The organism is Novosphingobium sp. BL-A-28-Hi1-0D, assembly GCF_055521755.1.
On record NZ_CM145502.1, the window covers coordinates 1213168 to 1234555 of the forward strand.

Sequence of the window (21388 nt, forward strand, 5' to 3'; positions counted from 1 at the left end):
CTCAGGGCGCAGGAATCTCGCCCTTGGCGATACGGTCTGCGTCCGATCCCGGCGGGGGCGGCGGCAGCGCCTTGATGTCGAAGAGGTAGATCTCGTTCGGCTTGCCGCCCAGGCCGATGCAGCCGCGGCTGCAATCGCGCAGGCCCGAGACGTTCGGCGCGCGCGGCAATCCGTCGGCGGTCGATTTCGCGCTGTCGGTCTCGTCGCGCAGGGGGATGCGCTCGCGCTCGCTTGCTTCCTTGCCGCCGCAGACGACGATCGTGCCGTCCGAACGCTGCATCGGCCTGCACCGCTGCGTCTGGGAGTTGGTCAGGAGATTGCGCGCGACATCGGCATCGCTCTGCGCAGCGCCGGTGACCGTGGGTCCCTGCATCGGGGCGGCAGGCGCACCGGCTGAATCTTGCGCAGCAAGCGGTGCAGCGCCAAAAAGAAGCGCAATGCCTGCCAGAACTGCTACTCTGCGTCTCGACAAAACCCTTCCCTCGCGTCTAGTGCCAGGTCACACCCGCGTCACCCGTGCCATGCAAAGCTCTTTGCGCGACACAGTGATGTTTGCGCATACGTTTGCACAGCTTGGGGGCTGCGTCGAGCCGGTCTTGCCGGTGAGATCATGCACACTGGCTGAACCGATCTGGTAGTAGAGCACTACAGTTACCACCCGTCTGAGCTGGAGCCATCGTGACCGAAAAGACCAAGAACCCCGCCCCGTCCCAGGTCCTCGACCGCGTACTCGTGCTTGAGATGGTCCGTGTGACCGAGGCCGCCGCAATCGGTGCGTCGCGCCTGATCGGCCGTGGCGACGAGAAGGCCGCCGATGCCGCCGCCGTCGAAGCCATGCGTGCTGCTTTCAACGAACTGTATATGGACGGCACCGTGGTCATCGGCGAAGGTGAGCGCGACGAGGCCCCGATGCTCTACATCGGCGAAAAGGTCGGCGCGGCACCCGGCAAGGGCCCCAAGATCGACATCGCGCTCGATCCGCTCGAAGGCACGACGATCACCGCGAAGGACGGCCCCAACGCGCTGGCGGTGCTGGCCGTTGCCGAAGAAGGTGGCCTGCTCAACGCGCCTGACGTCTACATGGACAAGCTCGCGGTCGGCCCCGGCTATCCCGAAGGCATCATCGATCTCGACAAGTCGCCAAGCGAAAACGTCAAGGCTGTCGCCGCCGTCAAGGGCGTGGCTCCGGGCGACATCAACGTCTGCGTGCTCGACCGTCCGCGCCACTCGGCCCTTATCGATGAGCTGCGCGCCCTCGGCTGCGGCATCAAGCTGATCCCGGACGGCGACGTGGCCGGCGTGATCGCGGTGACCAACGAGGACACCGGCGTCGACATGTACATGGGCACTGGCGGCGCTCCCGAAGGCGTGCTGGCAGCCGCCGCGCTGCGCTGCGTCGGCGGGCAGTTCAAGGGCCGCCTGCTGTTCCGAAACGAGGACGAGAAGGCCCGCGCCCGCAAGTGGGGCATCGAGGACCTCAACAAGCAGTACGACCTGATCGAACTGGCCAAGGGCGATTGCATCTTCGCCGCCACCGGCGTGACCGACGGCTCACTGCTGGCCGGCGTCAAGGTCCACAAGAACGGCACGATGACCACCGAAAGCGTCGTGATGCGCGCCTCTTCGGGCACCGTCCGCTGGGTCAAGGGCGAGCACCGCAAGGGCCGCTGATCGTCGGCATCAGACACATGGAAGGCCGGGTGCTCGTGGGAGCATCCGGCCTTTCTTGCGTCATGTCCCGTATCGGACGACGGAAGGCATGGCGCGTTCGGTCTGGAGGGCAGAGGTCCGGCGCAGGTTCTGCGGGTTGCTGACCTGGCCGGGGCGATGATCGACATCACGCGTCCGGAACGACGAAACCAGAGTGGTCAGGCGCTCGGCTTCGGCTGACAGGCTGCGCGTGGCGGCGGACGATTCTTCGACCATCGCCGCGTTGGCTTGCGTCATCCGGTCCATGGCGGCGACTTCGGCGTTGACCTGCTCGAGGCTTTCCGCCTGTCGCGCAGCGGACTGGGCGATTTGTGACACCAGCACGTCGACCGCTGCGATCTGGTCGACGATGCCGGTCAGTCGGGTGCCGGTCTCGCCGACGAGGCGGACGCCTTCGCCGACCTGGCTGGTGCTGTTTTCGATCAGCGTCTTGATGTTCTGCGCAGCTTCCGCCGAGCGCTGGGCGAGCGCACGGACTTCGGTCGCGACGACGGCAAAGCCCTTGCCCGATTCCCCGGCGCGGGCCGCTTCGACTCCGGCGTTGAGCGCGAGAAGATTTGTCTGGAAGGCAATCCCGTCGATGACCGAGATGATACTGCCGATCTCCTGCGCCGAGGCTTCGATCGCAGCCATGGCGGCTACGGCCTGACGCACCACCTCCCCGCCGCTGCTTGCCTCTCCATGCGCGGAGTTGATCGCACCGTGGACGTTCCTTGCCCCCAGCGCAGTCTCGCGCACGCTGCCGGTGACGCTCTGCATGGTTGATGCCGTCTGCGCGAGGCTCGCGGCTTGCTGTTCGTTGCGGTGGGCAAGGTCGTCACTGGCGTCGCGGATCTCTGCGATCGAGGTCAGCACGCTGGCCGCGCCGACCCGCACGGTGCGCATTGCAGCTGCGAGGGACTCGACCGCGCTGTTGTAGTTCGTCCTGAGTTCCTCGTAGCCCTCAGGAAATGCCTGCTCGATGCGATATTCGAGGTTCTGCCGGGCCATGCAGTCAAGCCCCGCCGAGAGCGCCGCGACGACGGCCTGCTGCTCTTCCTGAGCCTTCTGGCGGGCAAGGCCATTGCTGCGGAAGACGGCGATCGCGCGGGCCATGACGCCGATCTCGTCTTTGCGATCGGCTCCGCTGGCTTCGCTCCGGTAGTCGCCGTCCGCCATGCGCTGCATGGTTTCCGCCGTTTCGACGAGCGGCCCGACGATGCGCTGGCGGACCATCCGGACGGCGAGGAGGATGATGGCAAAAACAGCCAGCGCGATCACCGCAAAGGCGACGATCATACCAAGGACCAGACGATCTGCGCGTTCCATCAGCGACGTGCGGTAGGCGGTCGACCGTTCGACCAGGCGCTCCACCGCGTCGTGTTGCTTCTGGTAGGCGGGTGCGAGCTCGTCGTGGTGGACCTGCTTCATCACCTCGAGATTGCCGGCATCCAGAGCAGGGAGATAGCGCTTGTCGATGGCCGCCCAGAACGCGTCGGCGGTCCCGATGGTTGCATCCACTTCGCCGCGCAGTTCCTCCGGGATCGGCGCGGTCTTCCAGTAAGCCTTGCGCTGATCGAACAGGGTGCGCTCCTCGACAAGCTCTGCCCGCGCGCGGGCGGCATGGCCGGGATCGGTCAGGACCCACGTTGCGTGCAGGTATGGTTCGACGACAAAGGCTGGTGGCGGAAGGATGTCGGCCAGCAGCTCGTCCTGAAGCAGGTTCTGGCGATGTAGCGGTCCGCCGAAGCAGATATAGCTGACGGCAATGCTCACGATTACGATCGCGGACAGTATCAGACCCACGACCAGTTTGGCGCCACGCGAGGTCTGCTCGCTGATCATGCCGGTGCTCCTCATGACTGTAGTGGATATGGCATGAAGCAGCCGGGTTAATTTGGCCGGTGGTGCAGTATAGTGATGTTTACGGTGAGTTGTCGCAGAACTGCATGAAAAAGGCCCCGCCGGATTGTTCCAGCGGGGCCCTTCGTTTTGTGTTACTTGTAGTCGAGGTGGTGAAACTTACGCTTCGTCGCCTTCGATCAGGTAGTCACCGGCGTCTGCGTCGAGCCCATGGGTTTCACCCTCGACCGCTGCCAGCGGATCGTCGCCGATGGCAGCTTCCGGACCCTGCGCCAGTTCCGCCGCATGCTCTTCGGCTGCCGTCGCCGGAGCGATCAGCGATTCCTGAAGCTTGCGATAGGACGCGCGCAGCGCGGCATCGCGCGAGGAGGCGGCGACGCGCAGGCGGTTCATGCCCGCACCGGTACCGGCGGGGATGAGGCGGCCGACGATCACGTTTTCCTTCAGACCGATCAGCGAGTCCTTCTTGCCTTCCACGGCCGCCTGCGTGAGCACGCGGGTGGTTTCCTGGAAGGACGCGGCCGAGATGAACGAACGCGTCTGCAGCGAGGCCTTGGTGATGCCGAGCAGGACCGGCTTGCCTTCGGCGGGCTGCATGCCCTCTTCGAGCTTCGCGTTGGTCTCGAGCATTTCCTCGTAGTCGACCTGTTCGCCCGGCAGCAGGGTGGTGTCGCCACCGTTGGTGATCTCGACCTTCTGCAGCATCTGGCGAACGATCACCTCGATGTGCTTGTCGTTGATCTTCACGCCCTGCAAGCGGTAGACTTCCTGGATTTCCGCAACGAGGTATTCGGCCAGAGCCTCAACGCCCATCACTTCCAGAATGTCGTGCGGATCGGGCGAGCCCGAAATCAGGTTGTCGCCCTTCTTGACGTAGTCGCCTTCCTGCACGTCGATCACGCGGCTCTTCGGCACGAGGTACTCGACCGGTTCACCCTCTTCCGGGATGATCGCGATCTTGCGCTTGGCCTTGTAGTCACGCACGAATTCGATGCGCCCTGCGATCTTGGCGATGATCGAGTTGTCCTTCGGCTTGCGGGCCTCGAACAGTTCGGCAACGCGCGGCAGACCGCCGGTGATGTCGCGGGTCTTGGCGGCTTCGCGCGAAGCACGGGCGAGAATGTCGCCCGCTTCGACGCGCTGGCCGTCCTCGACCGAAAGCGTCGTGCCCGGCGCCATCAGGTAGCGTGCAGCTTCGCCCGAATCGTCGTCGAGCAGGGTCAGGCGAGGACGCAGGTCCTCCTTCTTGCCCCGGCCGGCGGCACGGTTCTCGGTGACGACGCGGCTCGACATGCCGGTGGCTTCGTCGGTCGCCTCGGTCAGGGTCTTGCCATCGACAAGGTCCTGATAGCGCACGATACCGGGCTTTTCGGTGATCACCGGCAGGGTGAACGGGTCCCACTCGGCAAGGCGGTCGCCCTGCGAGATGATCGCACCGTTCTCGTGCAGCAGGTGGGTACCATAAGGCACGCGGTGGATGGCGCGCTCACGGCCCTCGGTGTCCATGACCACGATTTCGCCGTTGCGGGCCAGCGACAGACGACGGCCGCGCTTGTCGGTGATCGTCGGGATGTCGCGATAGACCACGGTACCATCGGAGATCGCTTCGAGGTGCGACTGCTCGTTGACCTGCGCCGCACCACCGATGTGGAAGGTACGCATGGTCAGCTGGGTGCCCGGCTCACCGATCGACTGTGCGGCGATGACGCCGACAGCTTCACCGATGTTGACCGGCGTACCGCGAGCGAGGTCACGGCCATAGCACTTGCCGCAGACGCCCTGCTGGGCTTCGCAGACCAGCGGCGAACGGATGCGGGCCGACTGCACGCCAGCGGCTTCGATCTTGGCAATCGCGGCTTCGTCGAGCAGTTCGCCCTTCTCGGCGATCACTTCGCCCGACTTCGCCTCGATCAGATCTTCGGCGAGGGTACGGCCAAGGATGCGCTCGCCAAGCGAGGCAATCGTCGAACCGCCCTGAACGATCGCGCGCATTTCCAGCGCCCGTTCGGTGCCGCAGTCTTCCTCGATCACGACGCAGTCCTGCGACACGTCGACCAGACGACGGGTCAGGTAACCCGAGTTCGCGGTCTTGAGCGCGGTGTCCGCGAGGCCCTTACGAGCGCCGTGGGTCGAGTTGAAGTATTCAAGGACGGTCAGACCTTCCTTGAAGTTCGAGATGATCGGGGTCTCGATGATCTCGCCCGAAGGCTTGGCCATCAGGCCGCGCATACCGGCAAGCTGCTTCATCTGCGCCGGGGAGCCACGAGCGCCCGAGTGCGACATCATGTAGATCGCATTGATCGGCTTCTGACGGCCGGTCTCGGGATCGATCGGCGAGGACTTCAGCTCTTCCATCATGGCGTTCGCCACCTGGTCGCCGCAACGGCTCCAGGCGTCGATCACCTTGTTGTACTTTTCCTGCTGGGTGATGAGACCGTCCTGGTACTGCTGCTCGTAGTCAGCAACCAGTTCCTTGGTCTCGGCAACCAGCGCATCCTTGCTGTCGGGGATGATCATGTCATCCTTGCCGAACGAGATGCCGGCCTTGAACGCGTGGCGGAAGCCCAGCGCCATGATGGCGTCGGCAAACAGCACCGTGTCCTTCTGGCCGGTGTGGCGATAGACCTGATCGATCACGTCGCCGATTTCCTTCTTGGTGAGAAGGCGGTTGACGATCTCGAACGGAACCTTGTGGCTCTTGGGCAGGCATTCGCCGATGAGCATGCGGCCCGGCGTCGTCTCGAACCGCTTGAGGTACTGCTTGCCGTCCTCGTCGGTCTGCGGAACGCGGGCGATGATCTTCGAGTGCAGCGTGACGGCCTTGGCCTCCAGCGCCTGGTGCACTTCGGCCATGTCGGCCAGCATCATGCCTTCGCCCGGCTCACCGGCACGGTCCATCGACAGATAGTAGATACCGAGAACCATGTCCTGCGAAGGCACGATGATCGGCTTGCCGTTGGCGGGCGAGAGGATGTTGTTGGTCGACATCATCAGCACGCGCGCTTCAAGCTGGGCTTCCAGCGAGAGCGGCACGTGGACGGCCATCTGGTCACCGTCGAAGTCGGCGTTGAAGGCCGAGCAGACGAGCGGGTGCAGCTGGATCGCCTTGCCTTCGATGAGGACCGGCTCGAACGCCTGGATGCCAAGACGGTGCAGCGTAGGCGCACGGTTCAGCATGACCGGGTGTTCGCGGATAACCTCGTCAAGGATGTCCCAGACTTCCTTGCGTTCCTTTTCGACCCACTTCTTGGCCTGCTTCAGGGTCATCGACAGACCCTTGGCATCAAGACGCGCGTAGATGAACGGCTTGAACAGTTCGAGCGCCATCTTCTTCGGCAGGCCGCACTGGTGCAGCTTGAGTTCGGGACCGGTCACGATGACCGAACGGCCCGAATAGTCGACGCGCTTGCCGAGCAGGTTCTGGCGGAAGCGGCCCTGCTTGCCCTTGAGCATGTCGGACAGCGACTTCAGCGGACGCTTGTTGGCGCCGGTGATCACGCGGCCACGGCGGCCGTTGTCGAACAGCGCGTCAACGGCTTCCTGCAGCATGCGCTTTTCGTTGCGTACGATGATGTCCGGCGCGCGCAGCTCGATCAGGCGCTTGAGGCGGTTGTTGCGGTTGATGACGCGACGGTAGAGGTCGTTGAGGTCCGAGGTCGCGAAGCGGCCACCGTCGAGCGGCACCAGCGGGCGCAGTTCGGGCGGAATGACCGGCACGACGTCGAGGATCATCCATTCGGGGCGATTCCCTGAATCGATGAACGATTCCACGACCTTGAGGCGCTTGATGATCTTCTTGGGCTTCAGCTCGGACTTGGTGGTCCGCAGCTCTTCCATCAGATCATCGCGCTCCTGCTCGAGATCGAGGTTCATCAGCATGTGCTTGACGGCCTCGGCACCGATGCCGGCCGAGAAGGCGTCTTCGCCATACTCGTCCTGCGCATCGAGCAGTTCGTCCTCGGTCAGCGTCTGGTACTTTTCGAGCGGGGTCAGGCCCGGCTCGGTGACCACGTAGCTTTCGAAGTAGAGGATGCGCTCAAGGATCTTGAGCTGCATGTCGAGCAGCAGGCCGATGCGCGAAGGCAGCGACTTGAGGAACCAGATGTGCGCGACAGGCGCTGCCAGTTCGATGTGGCCCATGCGCTCGCGGCGCACCTTGGTCACGGTGACTTCGACGCCGCACTTTTCGCAGACGACGCCCTTGTACTTCATGCGCTTGTACTTGCCGCACAGGCACTCGTAGTCCTTCACGGGGCCGAAGATGCGCGCGCAGAACAGGCCGTCACGCTCGGGCTTGAACGTGCGGTAGTTGATGGTTTCCGGCTTCTTGATCTCGCCGAAGGACCAGCTGCGAATGCGCTCGGGGCTCGCCAGACCGATCTGGATCTGGTCGAAAGTCTCGGGCTTGGCGATCTGGTTGGTGAATTTGGTCAGGTCGTTCATTTGGTGCCGTTCCCTTGCCTCATGACGAGGCGTTGGACGTGAATTTCTTTGCGAAGGGGAGGGCGGCGGACGAGCCGCCGCCCATGATCCTTACTCCGCCGCCTGCGCGAGACCGTCGTCATCCGTGTCGTCGATCGACGACAGTTCGACGTTGAGGCCGAGCGAGCGCATTTCCTTGACGAGCACGTTGAAGCTTTCGGGAATGCCGGCCTCGAAGGTGTCGTCGCCCTTGACGATCGCTTCGTAGACCTTGGTGCGGCCGACCACGTCGTCCGACTTCACCGTCAGCATTTCCTGCAGCGTGTAGGCCGCGCCATAGGCCTGGAGCGCCCAGACCTCCATTTCGCCGAAGCGCTGGCCACCGAACTGCGCCTTACCGCCCAGCGGCTGCTGGGTGACGAGCGAGTACGGCCCGATCGAACGTGCGTGGATCTTGTCGTCGACAAGGTGGTGCAGCTTGAGCACGTACTTCATGCCCACGGTCACCTTGCGGTCGAACGCATCGCCGGTGCGGCCGTCATAGAGCGTGACCTGACCCGATTCATCGAGCCCTGCCAGACGGAGCATGTCGGTCACGTCCTTCTCGACCGCGCCGTCGAACACCGGCGAGCCCATCGGCACGCCGAGGCGGACCGACTGGGCGAAGTCGATGATCTGCTCGTCGTTGCGGGCGTCGATCTCGTCGGTGTAGTTCGAGCCGTAGATCTCCTTGAGCAGCTCGCGCACCGCTTCCGGCGGCTGGCCGGCTTCGGGGTTCGGGTTAGCCTCGCGCCATGCGTCGAGTGCCTCGCCGATGCGCTTGCCCAGGCCGCGGGCGGCCCAGCCAAGGTGCGTTTCGAAGATCTGCCCGACGTTCATGCGCGAAGGCACGCCCAGCGGGTTGAGCACGAAGTCGACAGGCGTACCGTCCTCGAGGAACGGCATGTCTTCCTGCGGCAGGATGCGGCTGATGATGCCCTTGTTGCCGTGACGGCCGGCCATCTTGTCGCCCGGCTGCAGCTTGCGCTTCACCGCGACGAAGACCTTGACCATCTTGAGCACGCCGGGGGCGAGTTCGTCACCACGCTCGAGCTTTTCCTTGCGGTCCTCGAACTTCTCCTGGATCGCCTTCACCGCAGTATCGTACTGCGCCTTGACCGCTTCCAGCTGCTGCTGGCGCGCATCGTCGGCCACCGCGAACTTCCACCATTCGTAACGCTCGACATCGGCAAGCACCTGCTCGTCGATGACTTCGCCCTTCTTGATGCCCTTGGGCGCTGCTGCCGAAACCTGTCCGAGCAGCATGTCACGCAAGCGGTTGAAGGTTGCGCGGTTGAGAATGGCGCGCTCGTCCTCGCGGTCCTTGGCGAGGCGTTCGATTTCCTCGTTCTGGATGGCGCGGGTACGGTCGTCGATCTCGATGCCGTGACGGTTGAAGACGCGAACGTCGACGATCGTGCCGGCAACGCCCGGGGGCAGGCGAAGCGAAGTGTCGCGCACGTCGCTGGCCTTTTCACCGAAGATCGCGCGGAGCAGCTTCTCTTCCGGCGTCATCGGCGATTCACCCTTCGGGGTGATCTTGCCGACGAGGATGTCACCGGGGTGAACTTCCGCGCCGATATAGACGATGCCCGCTTCGTCGAGGTTGCGCAGGGCTTCCTCGCCGACGTTCGGGATGTCGCGGGTGATGTCTTCAGGCCCGAGCTTGGTATCGCGGGCCATGACCTCGAACTCCTCGATGTGGATCGAGGTGAAGACGTCTTCCTTGACGATGCGTTCGCTGATCAGGATCGAGTCTTCGTAGTTGTAGCCGTTCCAGGGCATGAACGCGACGAGCACGTTGCGGCCCAGCGCCAGTTCGCCGAACTCGGTCGAGGGACCGTCTGCGATGATGTCGCCCTTCTCGATCAGATCGCCCACCTTCACCAGCGGACGCTGGTTGATGCAGGTCGACTGGTTCGAGCGTTCGAACTTCTGCAAGCGGTAGATGTCGACGCCCGACTGGCCGGGTTCGATGTCACCCGAAGCGCGGATCACGATACGGGTCGCGTCGACCTGGTCGACCACGCCCGAGCGCAGCGCCGAGATCGCGGCGCCCGAATCGCGCGCCACGGTTTCTTCCATGCCGGTGCCGACGAACGGCGCATCCGCCTTGATCAGCGGAACGGCCTGACGCTGCATGTTCGAGCCCATGAGCGCGCGGTTGGCGTCGTCGTTTTCCAGGAACGGAATGAGCGAGGCGGCAACCGAGACGAGCTGCTTGGGCGAAACGTCCATCAGCGTGACCTGATCGCGCGGGCTCATCACGAATTCGCCGTTCTGGCGAGCCGAGACGAGTTCCTCGACGAACGAACCGTCCGGGTTCAGTTCGGCCGAAGCCTGCGCGACGGTGTGCTTCTGCTCTTCCATCGCCGACAGATAGATCACGTCGCCGGTGACCTTGTTGTCGATGACCTTGCGGTACGGCGTTTCGATGAAGCCGTACTTGTTGACGCGCGCAAAGGTGCTGAGCGAGTTGATCAGACCGATGTTCGGGCCTTCGGGCGTTTCAATCGGGCAGATGCGGCCATAGTGGGTCGGGTGAACGTCGCGGACTTCGAAGCCTGCGCGCTCACGCGTGAGACCGCCCGGCCCGAGCGCCGAGACGCGACGCTTGTGCGTCACTTCCGACAGCGGGTTGGTCTGGTCCATGAACTGCGAGAGCTGCGACGAACCGAAGAACTCGCGCACGGCAGCAACCGCCGGCTTGGCGTTGATCAGGTCGTTCGGCATGACGGTCGAAACGTCAACCGACGACATGCGCTCCTTAACGGCGCGTTCCATGCGCAGCAGGCCGACGCGGTACTGGTTTTCCAGCAGTTCGCCCACCGAACGCACGCGACGGTTGCCGAGGTTGTCGATGTCGTCGACTTCGCCCTTGCCGTCCTTGAGGTTCACCAGCTCCTTGACCACGGCGAGGATGTCCTCGGTGCGCAGCGTGGTGATGGTGTCCTCGGCATCGAGGCCGAGACGCATGTTGAGCTTGACGCGGCCCACGGCCGAGAGGTCGTAGCGATCAGGATCGAAGAACAGGCCGTCGAACAGCGCTTCGGCGGTTTCGCGCGTCGGCGGCTCGCCCGGGCGCATGACGCGGTAGATGTCGGCCAGAGCGTGATCGCGATCCGGGGCCTTGTCGGCCTTGAGCGTGTTGCGGATCCACGGACCGGTCGAAACGTGATCGATGTCGAGCAGTTCGAGCGTGTCGATCCCGGCCTTGTCGAGCAGGTCGAGGTTTTCCGGCGAGACTTCGTCACCGGCTTCGATCCAGATGCGGCCGGTCGATTCATCGATCAGGTCGCGCGCGGCGTAGCGGCCGAAGATTTCCTCGGTCGGGATGAGCAGGGCTTCGAGACCGTCCTTGGCCGCCTTGTTGGCAGCGCGGGGGCTGATCTTCTGACCAGCGGGGAAGATCACTTCGCCCGACTTGGCATCGACGATGTCGAACATCGGCTTCGACCCGCGCCACTGCTCGAGCACGAAGGGCACCTTCCAGCCACCTTCGGCGCGCGCCCAGTTCACGGTGTCGTAGAAGTGGTGCAGGATCGCTTCGTCATCGAGGCCGAGCGCGTGAAGCAGCGCCGTGACCGGCAGCTTGCGCTTGCGGTCGATACGGACGTTGACGATGTCCTTGGCGTCGAATTCGAAATCGAGCCACGAACCACGGTAAGGGATCACGCGGGCAGCGAAGAGGTACTTGCCCGAGGAGTGCGTCTTGCCGCGGTCATGGTCGAACAGCACGCCCGGCGAACGGTGCATCTGCGAGACGATCACGCGCTCGGTGCCGTTGATGAAGAACGTCCCGTTCTCGGTCATGAGCGGGATATCGCCCATGTAGACGTCCTGCTCCTTGATATCGATGAGCGACTTGGTCTCGGTCTCGGCGTCAACCTCGAACGTGGCGAGCTTGAGCGTCACCTTCATCGGGGCAGCATAGGTGATGCCGCGCTGGCGGCACTCGTTCACGTCGTATTTCGGAGCTTCGAGGACGTAACCGTCGCGCTCCTTGATATCGAGGCTGGCGGTGCCGGCGAAGTCCTGGATCGGGAAGACCGAACGCAGGGTCTTTTCCAGACCCGAGACGTAGCCCGTGGCGGGATCGGAGCGGAGGAACTGCTCGTACGATTCGCGCTGGACCTCGATCAGGTTCGGCATCTGCACGACTTCGTGGATGTCACCGAAGATCTTGCGGATCCGCTTCTTCACGCCGGGACGGCCGGGCGCCTTGGTAGACGTCGCCTTGGTAGCCATAAAGGTTACGAGCCTCTTCTCAAAAACTGCCGGAAAACCGGCGAAAATCCTGCCACACGCAAGGGGTGCGCCACCAAACGGGAAAAGGCCGCACAGCGCACAGCACCCCGTTCAACGGAAGCCATGGCCCGCAGCCTTTTGCGTCAGATGGATAGCCCTTCCGCTTCCTTCCCGAGCCATCCCCTGCGCATGGGACGGCCTTGCTCGAAGCGTCAGACGTGAGCGCCATATAGGAGCGCGGGTCTATTAAGTCAAAGGTGCAGACATCGCCGGTTTGCACCACGGTCCGGATAGCTTGGTCCGCATCACCATTTTGCAAAGCCTAAGGTTGGTACAAGCCCGCAAGAAATACATCACTGCGATGAATCGATGTTCAGAATAGATGAAACAATCTTGCGCAGTTCGCAAATGACTGCAGCTCACGGGCATCAACGGCTCGCTTCGTCGACAATACTGAACCCGAATCGCATTTCGTCGCGTTTTCCGGACATGACCAGACTCCACACCATATCGCCCCGCAACACCATGGCGATTTCAGCCATGCTGATGCTTTCTGCAGGAATGGCGCATGCACAGGACGTGAACCCGCCCGTTACGGACGCACCTGTCGTTGCGATTCCTGCGCCAACCCTGGCTACGCCATCGGCGGCCCCAACGATCGTCATCCCGACAGTCTCGCCGGAGCCCGTCGCAGCACCGGCAATCGCAGCGCCAGCCCCCGCTGCCCCTGTCCGCGCGGAAACTGCGCCGACGAGGCGCGCCACCACGCGAGCGGTGAGGCCTTCGGCCGCCCCTTCGAGCGAAGCGCGCGCGCCGGTGGCTCCTGTCGCACAACCTGCCAAACCGGCGCCGGTGGCTGAGGAGGTGCCTGCTGCGCCCCCGCCAACAGCGACTCCGGCAGTGGCGCAGGACAATTCCGATAACGATTGGGCCGTGCCGGTCGGCGCTGCAGCGACCCTGCTCGTCGTGGGTGGCGCGGCACTGGCCATGCGCCGTCGCCGCCGCCCCTATGAGGAAGACGTGGACTTCGTGCCGCCCGTCGTTACGCGTCCGGCAAGTGGACCGGAGCGTCGGATCAGCGAACCTCTCGCCCCACCGCGCCCGACCGACCCAGCCCATGGCGTCACGCCCGCCCGTGTGGCGACGCAGACTGAGCGCGAAGCGCTGATCGAGCGCATCGTCGCCTCGCCGCCGGATGCGGCCAATCCCTTCACCTCGCGCAAGGCCCGCCGCCGTCGCGCCCGGATCATGGTGCAGTCGATGGCCGCCCGCAGCGAGGTTCCAACAACCACGCAGGCTCCTGCCTCAAGCGAGAACGCGCGCGCAGACCAGATGCCCGAGTACGCACACGTCTGAGGCTTGCGAAGCATACTTCACCCGTCCGCCACGTCGCGGTGAAGGGGAGCGGTTCCGTCCACCCTCCAGGACGGAACCGCTCCTTTTTTTGCGCCTCCTGCATAGCCTCCTTCGAGAAACGATAAGATTCATATCGTTTTTCAATATTATTGATTGAAGATATGGCGAATCGACATTATTGAACTTCGATATCGACCATATCGGAGAACGATTAATGCCCCGCTTCATCCCCCAGACCGCTGCCGCGATCATCTCGCTGCTGCTGGCCGCCACGCTGTGGCTGCCGACTGTGGACACGGCATCGCTTGCTCTCGCCGATGGTCCGGTCATGGCGACCTACCAGCTCCCGCTGGCCGCCTGACCGTCTCACACAACAGGAGGGTATCCAGATGTCCACACTTCGAACCGATCCGCTGCTGGGATTTGCCAAGGCCCTGCTCACCTTCATGATGGTAATGATCGTGATCGGCATAGTCGGCATCGGCATTGGCGTCGTCGCCGTTGCCGTCATGCACGCCAGGGTCGTTGCCGAACTGGTCGAGAATGGCGCCGATCCATCGAGCTACTGGCTCATTCTCGCCATGCTGCCCATTGTCGCTGTCATGCTCGCCGCCAGCTATCGCTTCGTCGAGAAGCTGCGCGCCATCGTCAGGACGGTCGAGGAAGGCGAGCCGTTCACGCCTCTCAATGCCGAGCGCCTGCGGGTGATGGCTTGGCTTTCCGTGGCCATCCAGGCGATTTCGCTGCCCGTCGGCATTATCGGGTCGATGCTCGAAGAGGCGACCGGAGATGCCGGTTCAGTGAACATCGATGCCGGTTTCTCGACCAATGGCCTGCTGCTCGCGCTGGTCCTGTTCATCCTGGCCCGCGTGTTCCGCACCGGCGCGCAGATGCGCGAAGAGCTGGAAGGGACCGTGTGATGCCGATCAATGTCAAACTCGACGACCTGCTCCACGCCCGCCGCATGACCCTGACCGAGCTGGCCGACCGCATCGACCTGACGCTGGCCAACGTCTCGATCCTCAAGACCGGCAAGGCCAAGGCAATCCGCTTCTCCACGCTCGAGGCGATCTGCCGGGAGCTGGAATGCCAGCCCGGGGACGTGCTGGGATATGAGGCGGAAGGGGCAGACACCCCCGAAGCTTGACTTCCAGAGCCGAATCCGCCAGAGGCCCGCCCCGACCGGTGGGCCTCTTTTGGTTTTGCCGATCATCCGTCCGAGACAGTTGGTGTGCGGAATTCGTCCGCACTTAATCTCCAACCTAGACGGGGAAAAGAGTTTCTGGCCCCTCGCTCCTCGATGGAACGTGGCGCCTCCCGCGCCTTCGGGCGCATCTCCTTCCCTTGTCACGGACTCGCCGGTGGTCTTCGGGCCATCGACAAACGTAGCCGACCGCACCGGTATCCGGTTCGGTCATTTGTGAAGGAGTTAGGCATGGATCGTTCGCAGAAAGCCGAATCGGTCGCCTTCCTGAGCGGTGTCTTCAACGAGGCCGGCGCGGTGGTCATCACCCGCAACCTCGGCATGACGGTGGCCCAGTCCACTGCCCTGCGCAACAAGATCCGCGAAGCGGGCGCGACCTACAAGGTTGCGAAGAACAGTCTTGCCAAGCTTGCCGCCACGGGCACCGATTACGAAGGTCTGGTCGACTTGTTCACCGGCCCGACCGCAATCGCTGCGTCCGTCGATCCGGTTGCTGCCGCCAAGGCAGTGGTCGAGTTCGCCAAGACCACCGACAAGATCGAAATCGTCGGTGGTGCAATGGGTTCGCAGGTTCTCAACGAAGCCGGGGTCAAGGCGCTCGCCTCCATGCCCAGCCTCGACGAACTGCGCGGCACGCTCATCGGCCTCATCCAGGCTCCGGCCACGAAGATCGCCCAGCTCACGACTGCTCCGGCAGCCAAGCTGGCTCGCGTCTTCGGCGCCTACGCCAAGGAAGCCGCATAAGATTGTTCGAATTCCGCCCGGCGGCGCAGTCGCCGGACGCCACCAAATCAGGAGTGAAATACCATGGCTGATATCGCCAAGCTCGTTGAAGAACTTTCGAAGCTGACCGTCCTCGAAGCCGCTGACCTTGCCAAGGCTCTCGAAGAAGCATGGGGCGTCAGCGCCGCTGCTGCCGTTGCCGTCGCTGCAGCTCCTGCTGCTGCTGCCGAAGCGGTTGAAGAGAAGACCGAATTCGACGTGATCCTCACCGGCGACGGTGGCAAGAAGATCCAGGTCATCAAGGAAGTCCGCGCGATCACCTCGCTCGGCCTGACCGAAGCCAAGACCCTCGTTGAATCGGCTCCCAAGGCGATCAAGGAAGGCGTGTCGAAGGCTGAAGCCGAAGACATCAAGAAGAAGATCGAAGAAGCCGGCGGCACCGTCGAAATCAAGTAATCTTCTTTGCAGGTTTCGCGGGCGTCTTGAAGCGTTCGCGGATGGGAAGGGCGGGGCTTCGGCTCCGCCTTTTTCGTTTCAGTGCGTCAGGTCGACAGCCGATCAGGCGTCCGGCGCTTGCGGTACCAGCACGGTAACCGACAGCCCCCCACCCTCGGCCCGCGCGAACGACAGCGCGCCGCCGAAGCGCTGCAGCAAACGGTGTGCCGTGGGGATGCCAAGGCCGAAGCCGGCGGTATCTCGCGCCCGGGCTTCGTCGATCCGATAAAACGGGGCGAGGATGCGCTCGAACTGGTCTTCCGGAATGCCGGGCCCCGAATCCGAAATGGTGATCGTCCAGCGCCCTTCGGCATCGGGCCGCACCGCAATCCGCGCGCTGCCGCCATGATGCACCGCGTTCTCGACCAGCGGACGCAGCGCCATCAGCAGCGGCTCGCGCCATGTGCGCACCACCGCACCGGGCGCGACATCGACATCCACCTTCCCGTGATATGTCCCCAGCGCCAGATCGGTGACGGCAAGGCCGAGGTCCATCGTCAACGGCTCGGCGGCAAGGTGCTGCGCCCGCAGGTAGAGCTGGAGCGACATCAGCATCGCTTCCATCTCGTGCGTGGCGTCGCGGACAAGACCTGCGATCTCCGCGTCATCGATCAGGTCTGCGGCAATGGTAACGCGCGAAAGCGGGGTACGCAGATCGTGGCTGATCGCTTCGAAGGAGCGCGCCTGATCCTCAAGCATTCCGGCGATGCGCGCCTGCATTCCGTTCATCGAACGGGCGAGGCTGCGCAGATCGTCAGGCCCGCTCTCGCGCACGGGAACCACCTGGCCCATGCCGATGGCGTCGGCTGCATCGGTCAGTTCGCGCAAGGGACGGGTGATGATGCGCAGAGACCATAGCGCCAAGGCAAAGCCGACCACCGCAGTGATCAGAGTCAGAATGGTCGCGCGCAGGGCAATCGGCCAGCCCGAGGTAACGTCTCGCGAGCGGAAATTGAGCCAGTGCCCATCGGACAACTGCATGGCCCCGACGAGATTTCCGTAGCCGAAACGGGAGGGTTCGAGCCCCAGCATGATCCGTTGCCGCCCAAGATCTGGCTCCCAGCGCAGGATATAGCGGCGAATTTCCTCCACGCCCTCCTCTTCGCGACCCGGAATCGCTTGCGGCCGATCGGCAAGTGCGACCTCGAGATGGCTCGTGCTCATCGTGGTACCCAGGGAATCGGGCGATAGCTCGTGCAGCCGATTGCTGACCACCAGCAGCTCGGCCACGCGGCGTGCGTGGTCCTCGCGCAGCGTTTCCTTGTCGATCACATCGTAGAAGGCGAGGCTTGCAACGGCCTGGACCGCCGCCAGCACGAGCAGCAGCGTCGCCGCCCGGACCGCGAGGCGCGACAGGTTCGGGCCGTGGGGGGGATGTGTCTCGACAAAGGCGCGCAGGCGGCTCCAGCCACCGGCCGCTTGCCCTCCCGACTTTCGCCCCACGCGCGGCCTGGTTGCCAGATCGGCGGTTCCTTCCATGGCGCGGACGCTGTCACCACCTTGCAGGGCGGTCAACCGCCGCGGCACCTCGGACATCATTTGTGACATTTGTAACGACAAAACGTCGCAAATCAGAGGCTTGCCGCTATCCGTCGCACAAGTTGCACTTGATGCACCACCCGAGAATCGTCGCGCTGGACCGGTCAACGCACGACTCGAAGACGCCTTCCCTTGTCGCGCCGCCCGCCCTATGCCCCGCACGATGTTCGAGAAGCCGCCCCACCGCTGGATCGATGAAATGCGCGCGATGCTGCGGCTCGCCGCGCCGCTCGTCGGTGCCAACCTGCTGCAGATGGCGGTCTTCGCGGTCGACGTTGTCTTCGTCGCAAGGCTGGGGCCCGAAGCCCTTGCCGCATCCTCGCTCTCGGTGTCGCTGTTTGGCCTGCTGATCTGGTCGATGACCGGTCTCGTTGGCGCGGCCTCCCCCCTGATTGCCGCCGAGCTGGGCAGCCGCCGCCACGCGGTTCGCGAGGTCCGCCGCACAGTGCGCATGGCAGGTTGGGCCGGGCTTCTTGCGGCCCTGGTCGCCATGGGCGTTTGCATGCTGGGCGGAACGCTGATGCGGATCACCGGGCAGGACCCCGGCGTGATTGCCCGCGCGGTCCCCTTCCTGCAGGTGCTGATGTGGGCATCCATTCCTGCGGTGCTGGCCGCGCTCCTGCGCACGGTGGTAGCAACGCTCGGGCGGCCGGGCATCGGCACGGCGATCACCGGCATGGCCGTGGCGATCAATGCGCTCGGCAACTGGATCTTCGTTTTCGGCCACCTTGGCGCACCCGAACTGGGCCTGCTCGGTTCGGCGATCTCGAGCGTGGTGACGAGTACCGCGATGCTGGCGGCCTTCGTGCTCGTCATCCAGTTCGACCGCCGCCTGCGTCGCTACCGTTTCTTCGGACGCTGGTGGAAGCCGGAATGGAAGCGCTTTGCCGATGTCCTGCGCATCGGGCTGCCGATCTGCGGCACGATCATTGCCGAGGCAGGCATGTTCAATGGCGCGGCTTTCGCGATGGGCCGCATCGGCGAAGTCGAGCTTGCCGCGCACACGCTGGCGCTGCAGTTCGCAGCCATCGCCTTCCAGGTCCCGTTCGGCGTCGGACAGGCGGCAACGATCCGGGTCGGCCTTGCCTATGGCGCGCGCGACAACGCGGCGATTGCGCTGGCCGGAAGGGTCGCCACGCAGCTCGGCATCGGCTTCATGGCGCTGTCGGCCGGGATCATGCTGCTGTTCCCGTTGGAATTGCTGAAGTTCTACATCGATCCTGCAGCGCCCGAGAATGCGCGCGTCGTCGTGCTGGCCGTACAATACATGATGGTTGCGGCTGCCTTCCAGCTGTTCGACGGAGCGCAGGCGGTGGGCGCCAGCCAGTTGCGCGGCCTTCAGGATACGCGCGTGCCCATGCTGATCGCGATCTTCGGTTACTGGGTGCCCGGTGTCGGCACCGCGCTGTGGCTGGGTCTGTTCACGGACATCGGCGGCCTTGGGGTGTGGATCGGCTTGCTGGTCGGCCTGATCTTCGTTGCCGCGCTGCTGCACTGGCGCTGGAGCATGAGGGCAAGGCTCGGCCTGCTTCCCGCCTGAGCGGACGGGCGCCCCAACGATTGGCAGTCGATCTGTTCATCAGCGTGAAAAGAATCTCGCGCAAGACCATTGACGCCCCTCAGGCCTGCTCCCATATCCCGCCCGCTGGCACTCTCCCACTGAGAGTGCCAAGCCCCGTTTTTTTAGTATGGAAGAGGGAGAAACCCATGTCGTTCCGTCCGTTGCACGACCGCGTGCTGGTACGCCGCGTCGAAGCCGAGGAAAAGACTGCTGGCGGGATCATCATCCCCGACAGCGCCAAGGAAAAGCCCGCTGAAGGCGAAATCGTCGCCGTCGGCACCGGTGCGCGCGCCGAAAACGGCACGATCACCCCGCTGGACGTCAAGGTCGGCGACCGCGTCCTGTTCGGCAAGTGGTCGGGCACCGAAGTCAAGGTCGCAGGCGAAGACCTGCTGATCATGAAGGAATCGGACATCCTCGGCGTGATCGGCTGATCGACGCTGCTGTCCTGAACTCCACTCAAGAAATTCAAAGGAACACATCATGGCTGCCAAGGACGTAAAGTTCGGCCGCGACGCCCGCGAACGCATTCTGCGCGGCGTCGACATTCTCGCTGATGCCGTGAAGGTCACGCTGGGCCCCAAGGGCCGCAACGTCGTGATCGACAAGAGCTTCGGCGCACCCCGCATCACCAAGGACGGTGTTTCGGTCGCCAAGGAAATCGAACTCAAGGACAAGTTCGAGAACATGGGCGCCCAGATGCTGCGCGAAGTGGCCTCGAAGGCCAACGACGCAGCCGGTGACGGCACCACCACCGCGACCGTTCTCGCCCAGGCGATCGTTCGCGAAGGCATGACCGCAGTTGCCGCCGGCATGAACCCGATGGATCTGAAGCGCGGCATCGACATCGCCGTGACCAAGGTCGTCGAGAACCTCAAGGCACGTTCGACCCCGGTGACCGGTTCGTCGGAAATCGCCCAGGTCGGCATCATCTCGGCCAATGGCGATGCTGAAGTCGGCAACAAGATTGCCGAAGCCATGGAAAAGGTCGGCAAGGAAGGCGTGATCACCGTGGAAGAGGCCAAGGGCCTCGAATTCGAACTCGATGTCGTTGAAGGCATGCAGTTCGACCGCGGCTACCTCTCGCCCTACTTCATCACCAACCCGGAGAAGATGACGGTCGAACTCGAGAACCCGTACATCCTCATCCACGAGAAGAAGCTCTCGTCGCTCCAGGCGATGCTGCCGATCCTCGAAGCGGTTGTGCAGTCGGGCCGTCCGCTCCTCATCATCGCCGAAGACATCGAAGGCGAAGCGCTCGCAACGCTCGTCGTCAACAAGCTGCGCGGTGGCCTGAAGATCGCTGCCGTCAAGGCTCCTGGCTTCGGTGACCGTCGCAAGGCCATGCTGGGCGACATCGCCACGCTGACCGCCGGTGAAATGATCTCCGAAGACCTCGGCATCAAGCTGGAGAGCGTCACGCTTGCCATGCTCGGCCAGGCCAAGAAGGTCACCATCGACAAGGACAACACCACGATCGTCGATGGTGCCGGTGCTGCCGAAGACATCAAGGCCCGCGTCGAGCAGATCCGTGCGCAGATCGAAGTCACCACTTCGGACTACGACCGCGAGAAGCTGCAGGAGCGTCTCGCCAAGCTTGCTGGCGGCGTTGCCGTCATCAAGGTCGGCGGTGCGACCGAAGTCGAAGTCAAGGAGCGCAAGGACCGCGTCGACGACGCGCTGCACGCAACCCGCGCAGCCGTTGAAGAAGGCATCGTCCCCGGTGGCGGTACCGCGCTGCTCTATGCCACCAAGGCTCTCGAAGGCCTCAAGGGCGCCAACGACGACCAGACCAAGGGTATCGACATCGTGCGCCGCGCGATCCAGACCCCGCTGCGTCAGATCGCCGCGAACGCCGGGCACGACGGTGCGGTTGTCGCCGGTAACCTGCTGCGCGAGAATGACGAGAACCAGGGCTTCAACGCCTCGACCGACGTCTACGAAAACCTCAAGGCCGCTGGCGTTATCGACCCGACCAAGGTCGTGCGCACCGCGCTTCAGGACGCAGCTTCGGTCTCGGGCCTGCTGATCACCACGGAAGCTGCGATCAGCGAACGTCCGGACGACAAGCCCGCGATGCCGCCGATGGGTGGTGGCATGGGCGGCATGGGCGGCATGGACTTCTAAGTCCAAGCCAGCTCTCGCTGACAGAAATCGGGCCGGAGGGAGCAATCCTTCCGGCCCTTTTCGTTCACCGGGCAGAAAGTATTCCGGGAACCGGACGCGACGGACTGCGTTTGGCAAGCGAT

15 protein-coding genes are annotated in these 21388 nt (G+C 63.8%); 10 read left to right on the forward strand and 5 right to left on the reverse strand.

Annotation, left to right across the window (positions count from 1 at the left end; translation table 11 throughout):
• Nucleotide 1: 1 nt before the first annotated feature.
• Complete coding sequence (locus ACZ1JW_RS06015; protein ID WP_465142324.1) at nt 2-373, reverse strand: hypothetical protein; 372 nt, start codon at nt 371-373, stop codon at nt 2-4.
• A 368-nt stretch (nt 374-741) separates the two neighbouring features.
• Here ACZ1JW_RS06015 and glpX point away from each other — a divergent pair, with 368 nt between their 5' ends.
• Nucleotides 742-1671, forward strand: a complete 930-nt coding sequence (glpX, locus tag ACZ1JW_RS06020) for a class II fructose-bisphosphatase (protein WP_465142737.1) — start codon at nt 742-744, stop codon at nt 1669-1671.
• A 60-nt stretch (nt 1672-1731) separates the two neighbouring features.
• Here the strand turns inward: glpX and ACZ1JW_RS06025 are convergent, their stop codons facing one another.
• The 3 genes from ACZ1JW_RS06025 to rpoB form a co-directional block, all read right to left on the reverse strand.
• Nucleotides 1732-3534, reverse strand: a complete 1803-nt coding sequence (locus tag ACZ1JW_RS06025; protein ID WP_465142325.1) for a methyl-accepting chemotaxis protein — start codon at nt 3532-3534, stop codon at nt 1732-1734.
• 177 nt (nt 3535-3711) lie between these two features.
• Nucleotides 3712-7995 carry a DNA-directed RNA polymerase subunit beta' gene (gene rpoC, locus ACZ1JW_RS06030; RefSeq protein ID WP_465142326.1) on the reverse strand — a complete coding sequence of 1428 codons (4284 nt, stop codon included), beginning with the start codon at nt 7993-7995 and terminating at the stop codon, nt 3712-3714.
• 90 nt (nt 7996-8085) lie between these two features.
• Nucleotides 8086-12261, reverse strand: a complete 4176-nt coding sequence (gene rpoB / locus ACZ1JW_RS06035) for a DNA-directed RNA polymerase subunit beta (protein ID WP_465142327.1) — start codon at nt 12259-12261, stop codon at nt 8086-8088.
• Between the two features lie 489 nt (nt 12262-12750).
• Between rpoB and ACZ1JW_RS06040 the strand changes: the two genes are divergently transcribed.
• The 6 genes from ACZ1JW_RS06040 (at nt 12751) to rplL (ending at nt 16000) form a co-directional block, all read left to right on the forward strand.
• Entirely contained in the window at nt 12751-13617 is an 867-nt protein-coding gene (locus tag ACZ1JW_RS06040; protein ID WP_465142328.1) for a hypothetical protein, read from the forward strand.
• 214 nt (nt 13618-13831) lie between these two features.
• Entirely contained in the window at nt 13832-13978 is a 147-nt protein-coding gene (locus ACZ1JW_RS06045; protein ID WP_465142329.1) for a hypothetical protein, read from the forward strand.
• Nucleotides 13979-14006: 28 nt separating this feature from the next.
• Complete coding sequence (locus tag ACZ1JW_RS06050) at nt 14007-14537, forward strand: DUF2975 domain-containing protein (RefSeq protein WP_465142330.1); 531 nt, start codon at nt 14007-14009, stop codon at nt 14535-14537.
• Nucleotides 14537-14764: a helix-turn-helix domain-containing protein gene (locus ACZ1JW_RS06055; protein ID WP_465124403.1), complete on the forward strand. Its 228-nt coding sequence runs from the start codon at nt 14537-14539 to the stop codon at nt 14762-14764. Before ACZ1JW_RS06050 ends, ACZ1JW_RS06055 begins: the two co-directional genes overlap by 1 nt.
• A 288-nt stretch (nt 14765-15052) precedes the next feature.
• Nucleotides 15053-15565: a 50S ribosomal protein L10 gene (gene rplJ, locus ACZ1JW_RS06060; RefSeq protein WP_144904697.1), complete on the forward strand. Its 513-nt coding sequence runs from the start codon at nt 15053-15055 to the stop codon at nt 15563-15565.
• A 63-nt stretch (nt 15566-15628) separates the two neighbouring features.
• Nucleotides 15629-16000, forward strand: coding sequence for a 50S ribosomal protein L7/L12 (rplL, locus tag ACZ1JW_RS06065; RefSeq protein ID WP_144904696.1), 372 nt, complete (start codon nt 15629-15631; stop codon nt 15998-16000).
• A 102-nt stretch (nt 16001-16102) separates the two neighbouring features.
• On the opposite strand, the gene ACZ1JW_RS06070 is transcribed toward rplL, so the two are convergent.
• Complete coding sequence (locus tag ACZ1JW_RS06070; protein WP_465142331.1) at nt 16103-17578, reverse strand: ATP-binding protein; 1476 nt, start codon at nt 17576-17578, stop codon at nt 16103-16105.
• A 151-nt stretch (nt 17579-17729) separates the two neighbouring features.
• Between ACZ1JW_RS06070 and ACZ1JW_RS06075 the strand changes: the two genes are divergently transcribed.
• The 3 genes from ACZ1JW_RS06075 to groL all read left to right on the forward strand — a co-directional run bounded on the left by ACZ1JW_RS06075 (nt 17730) and on the right by groL (nt 21266).
• A complete protein-coding gene (locus tag ACZ1JW_RS06075; protein ID WP_465142332.1) occupies nt 17730-19118 on the forward strand; it encodes an MATE family efflux transporter in 1389 nt (462 codons plus the stop codon).
• A gap of 167 nt (nt 19119-19285) precedes the next feature.
• Complete coding sequence (gene groES, locus ACZ1JW_RS06080) at nt 19286-19573, forward strand: co-chaperone GroES (protein ID WP_067746536.1); 288 nt, start codon at nt 19286-19288, stop codon at nt 19571-19573.
• 49 nt (nt 19574-19622) lie between these two features.
• Entirely contained in the window at nt 19623-21266 is a 1644-nt protein-coding gene (groL, locus tag ACZ1JW_RS06085) for a chaperonin GroEL (protein WP_144904690.1), read from the forward strand.
• Nucleotides 21267-21388: the final 122 nt, after the last annotated feature.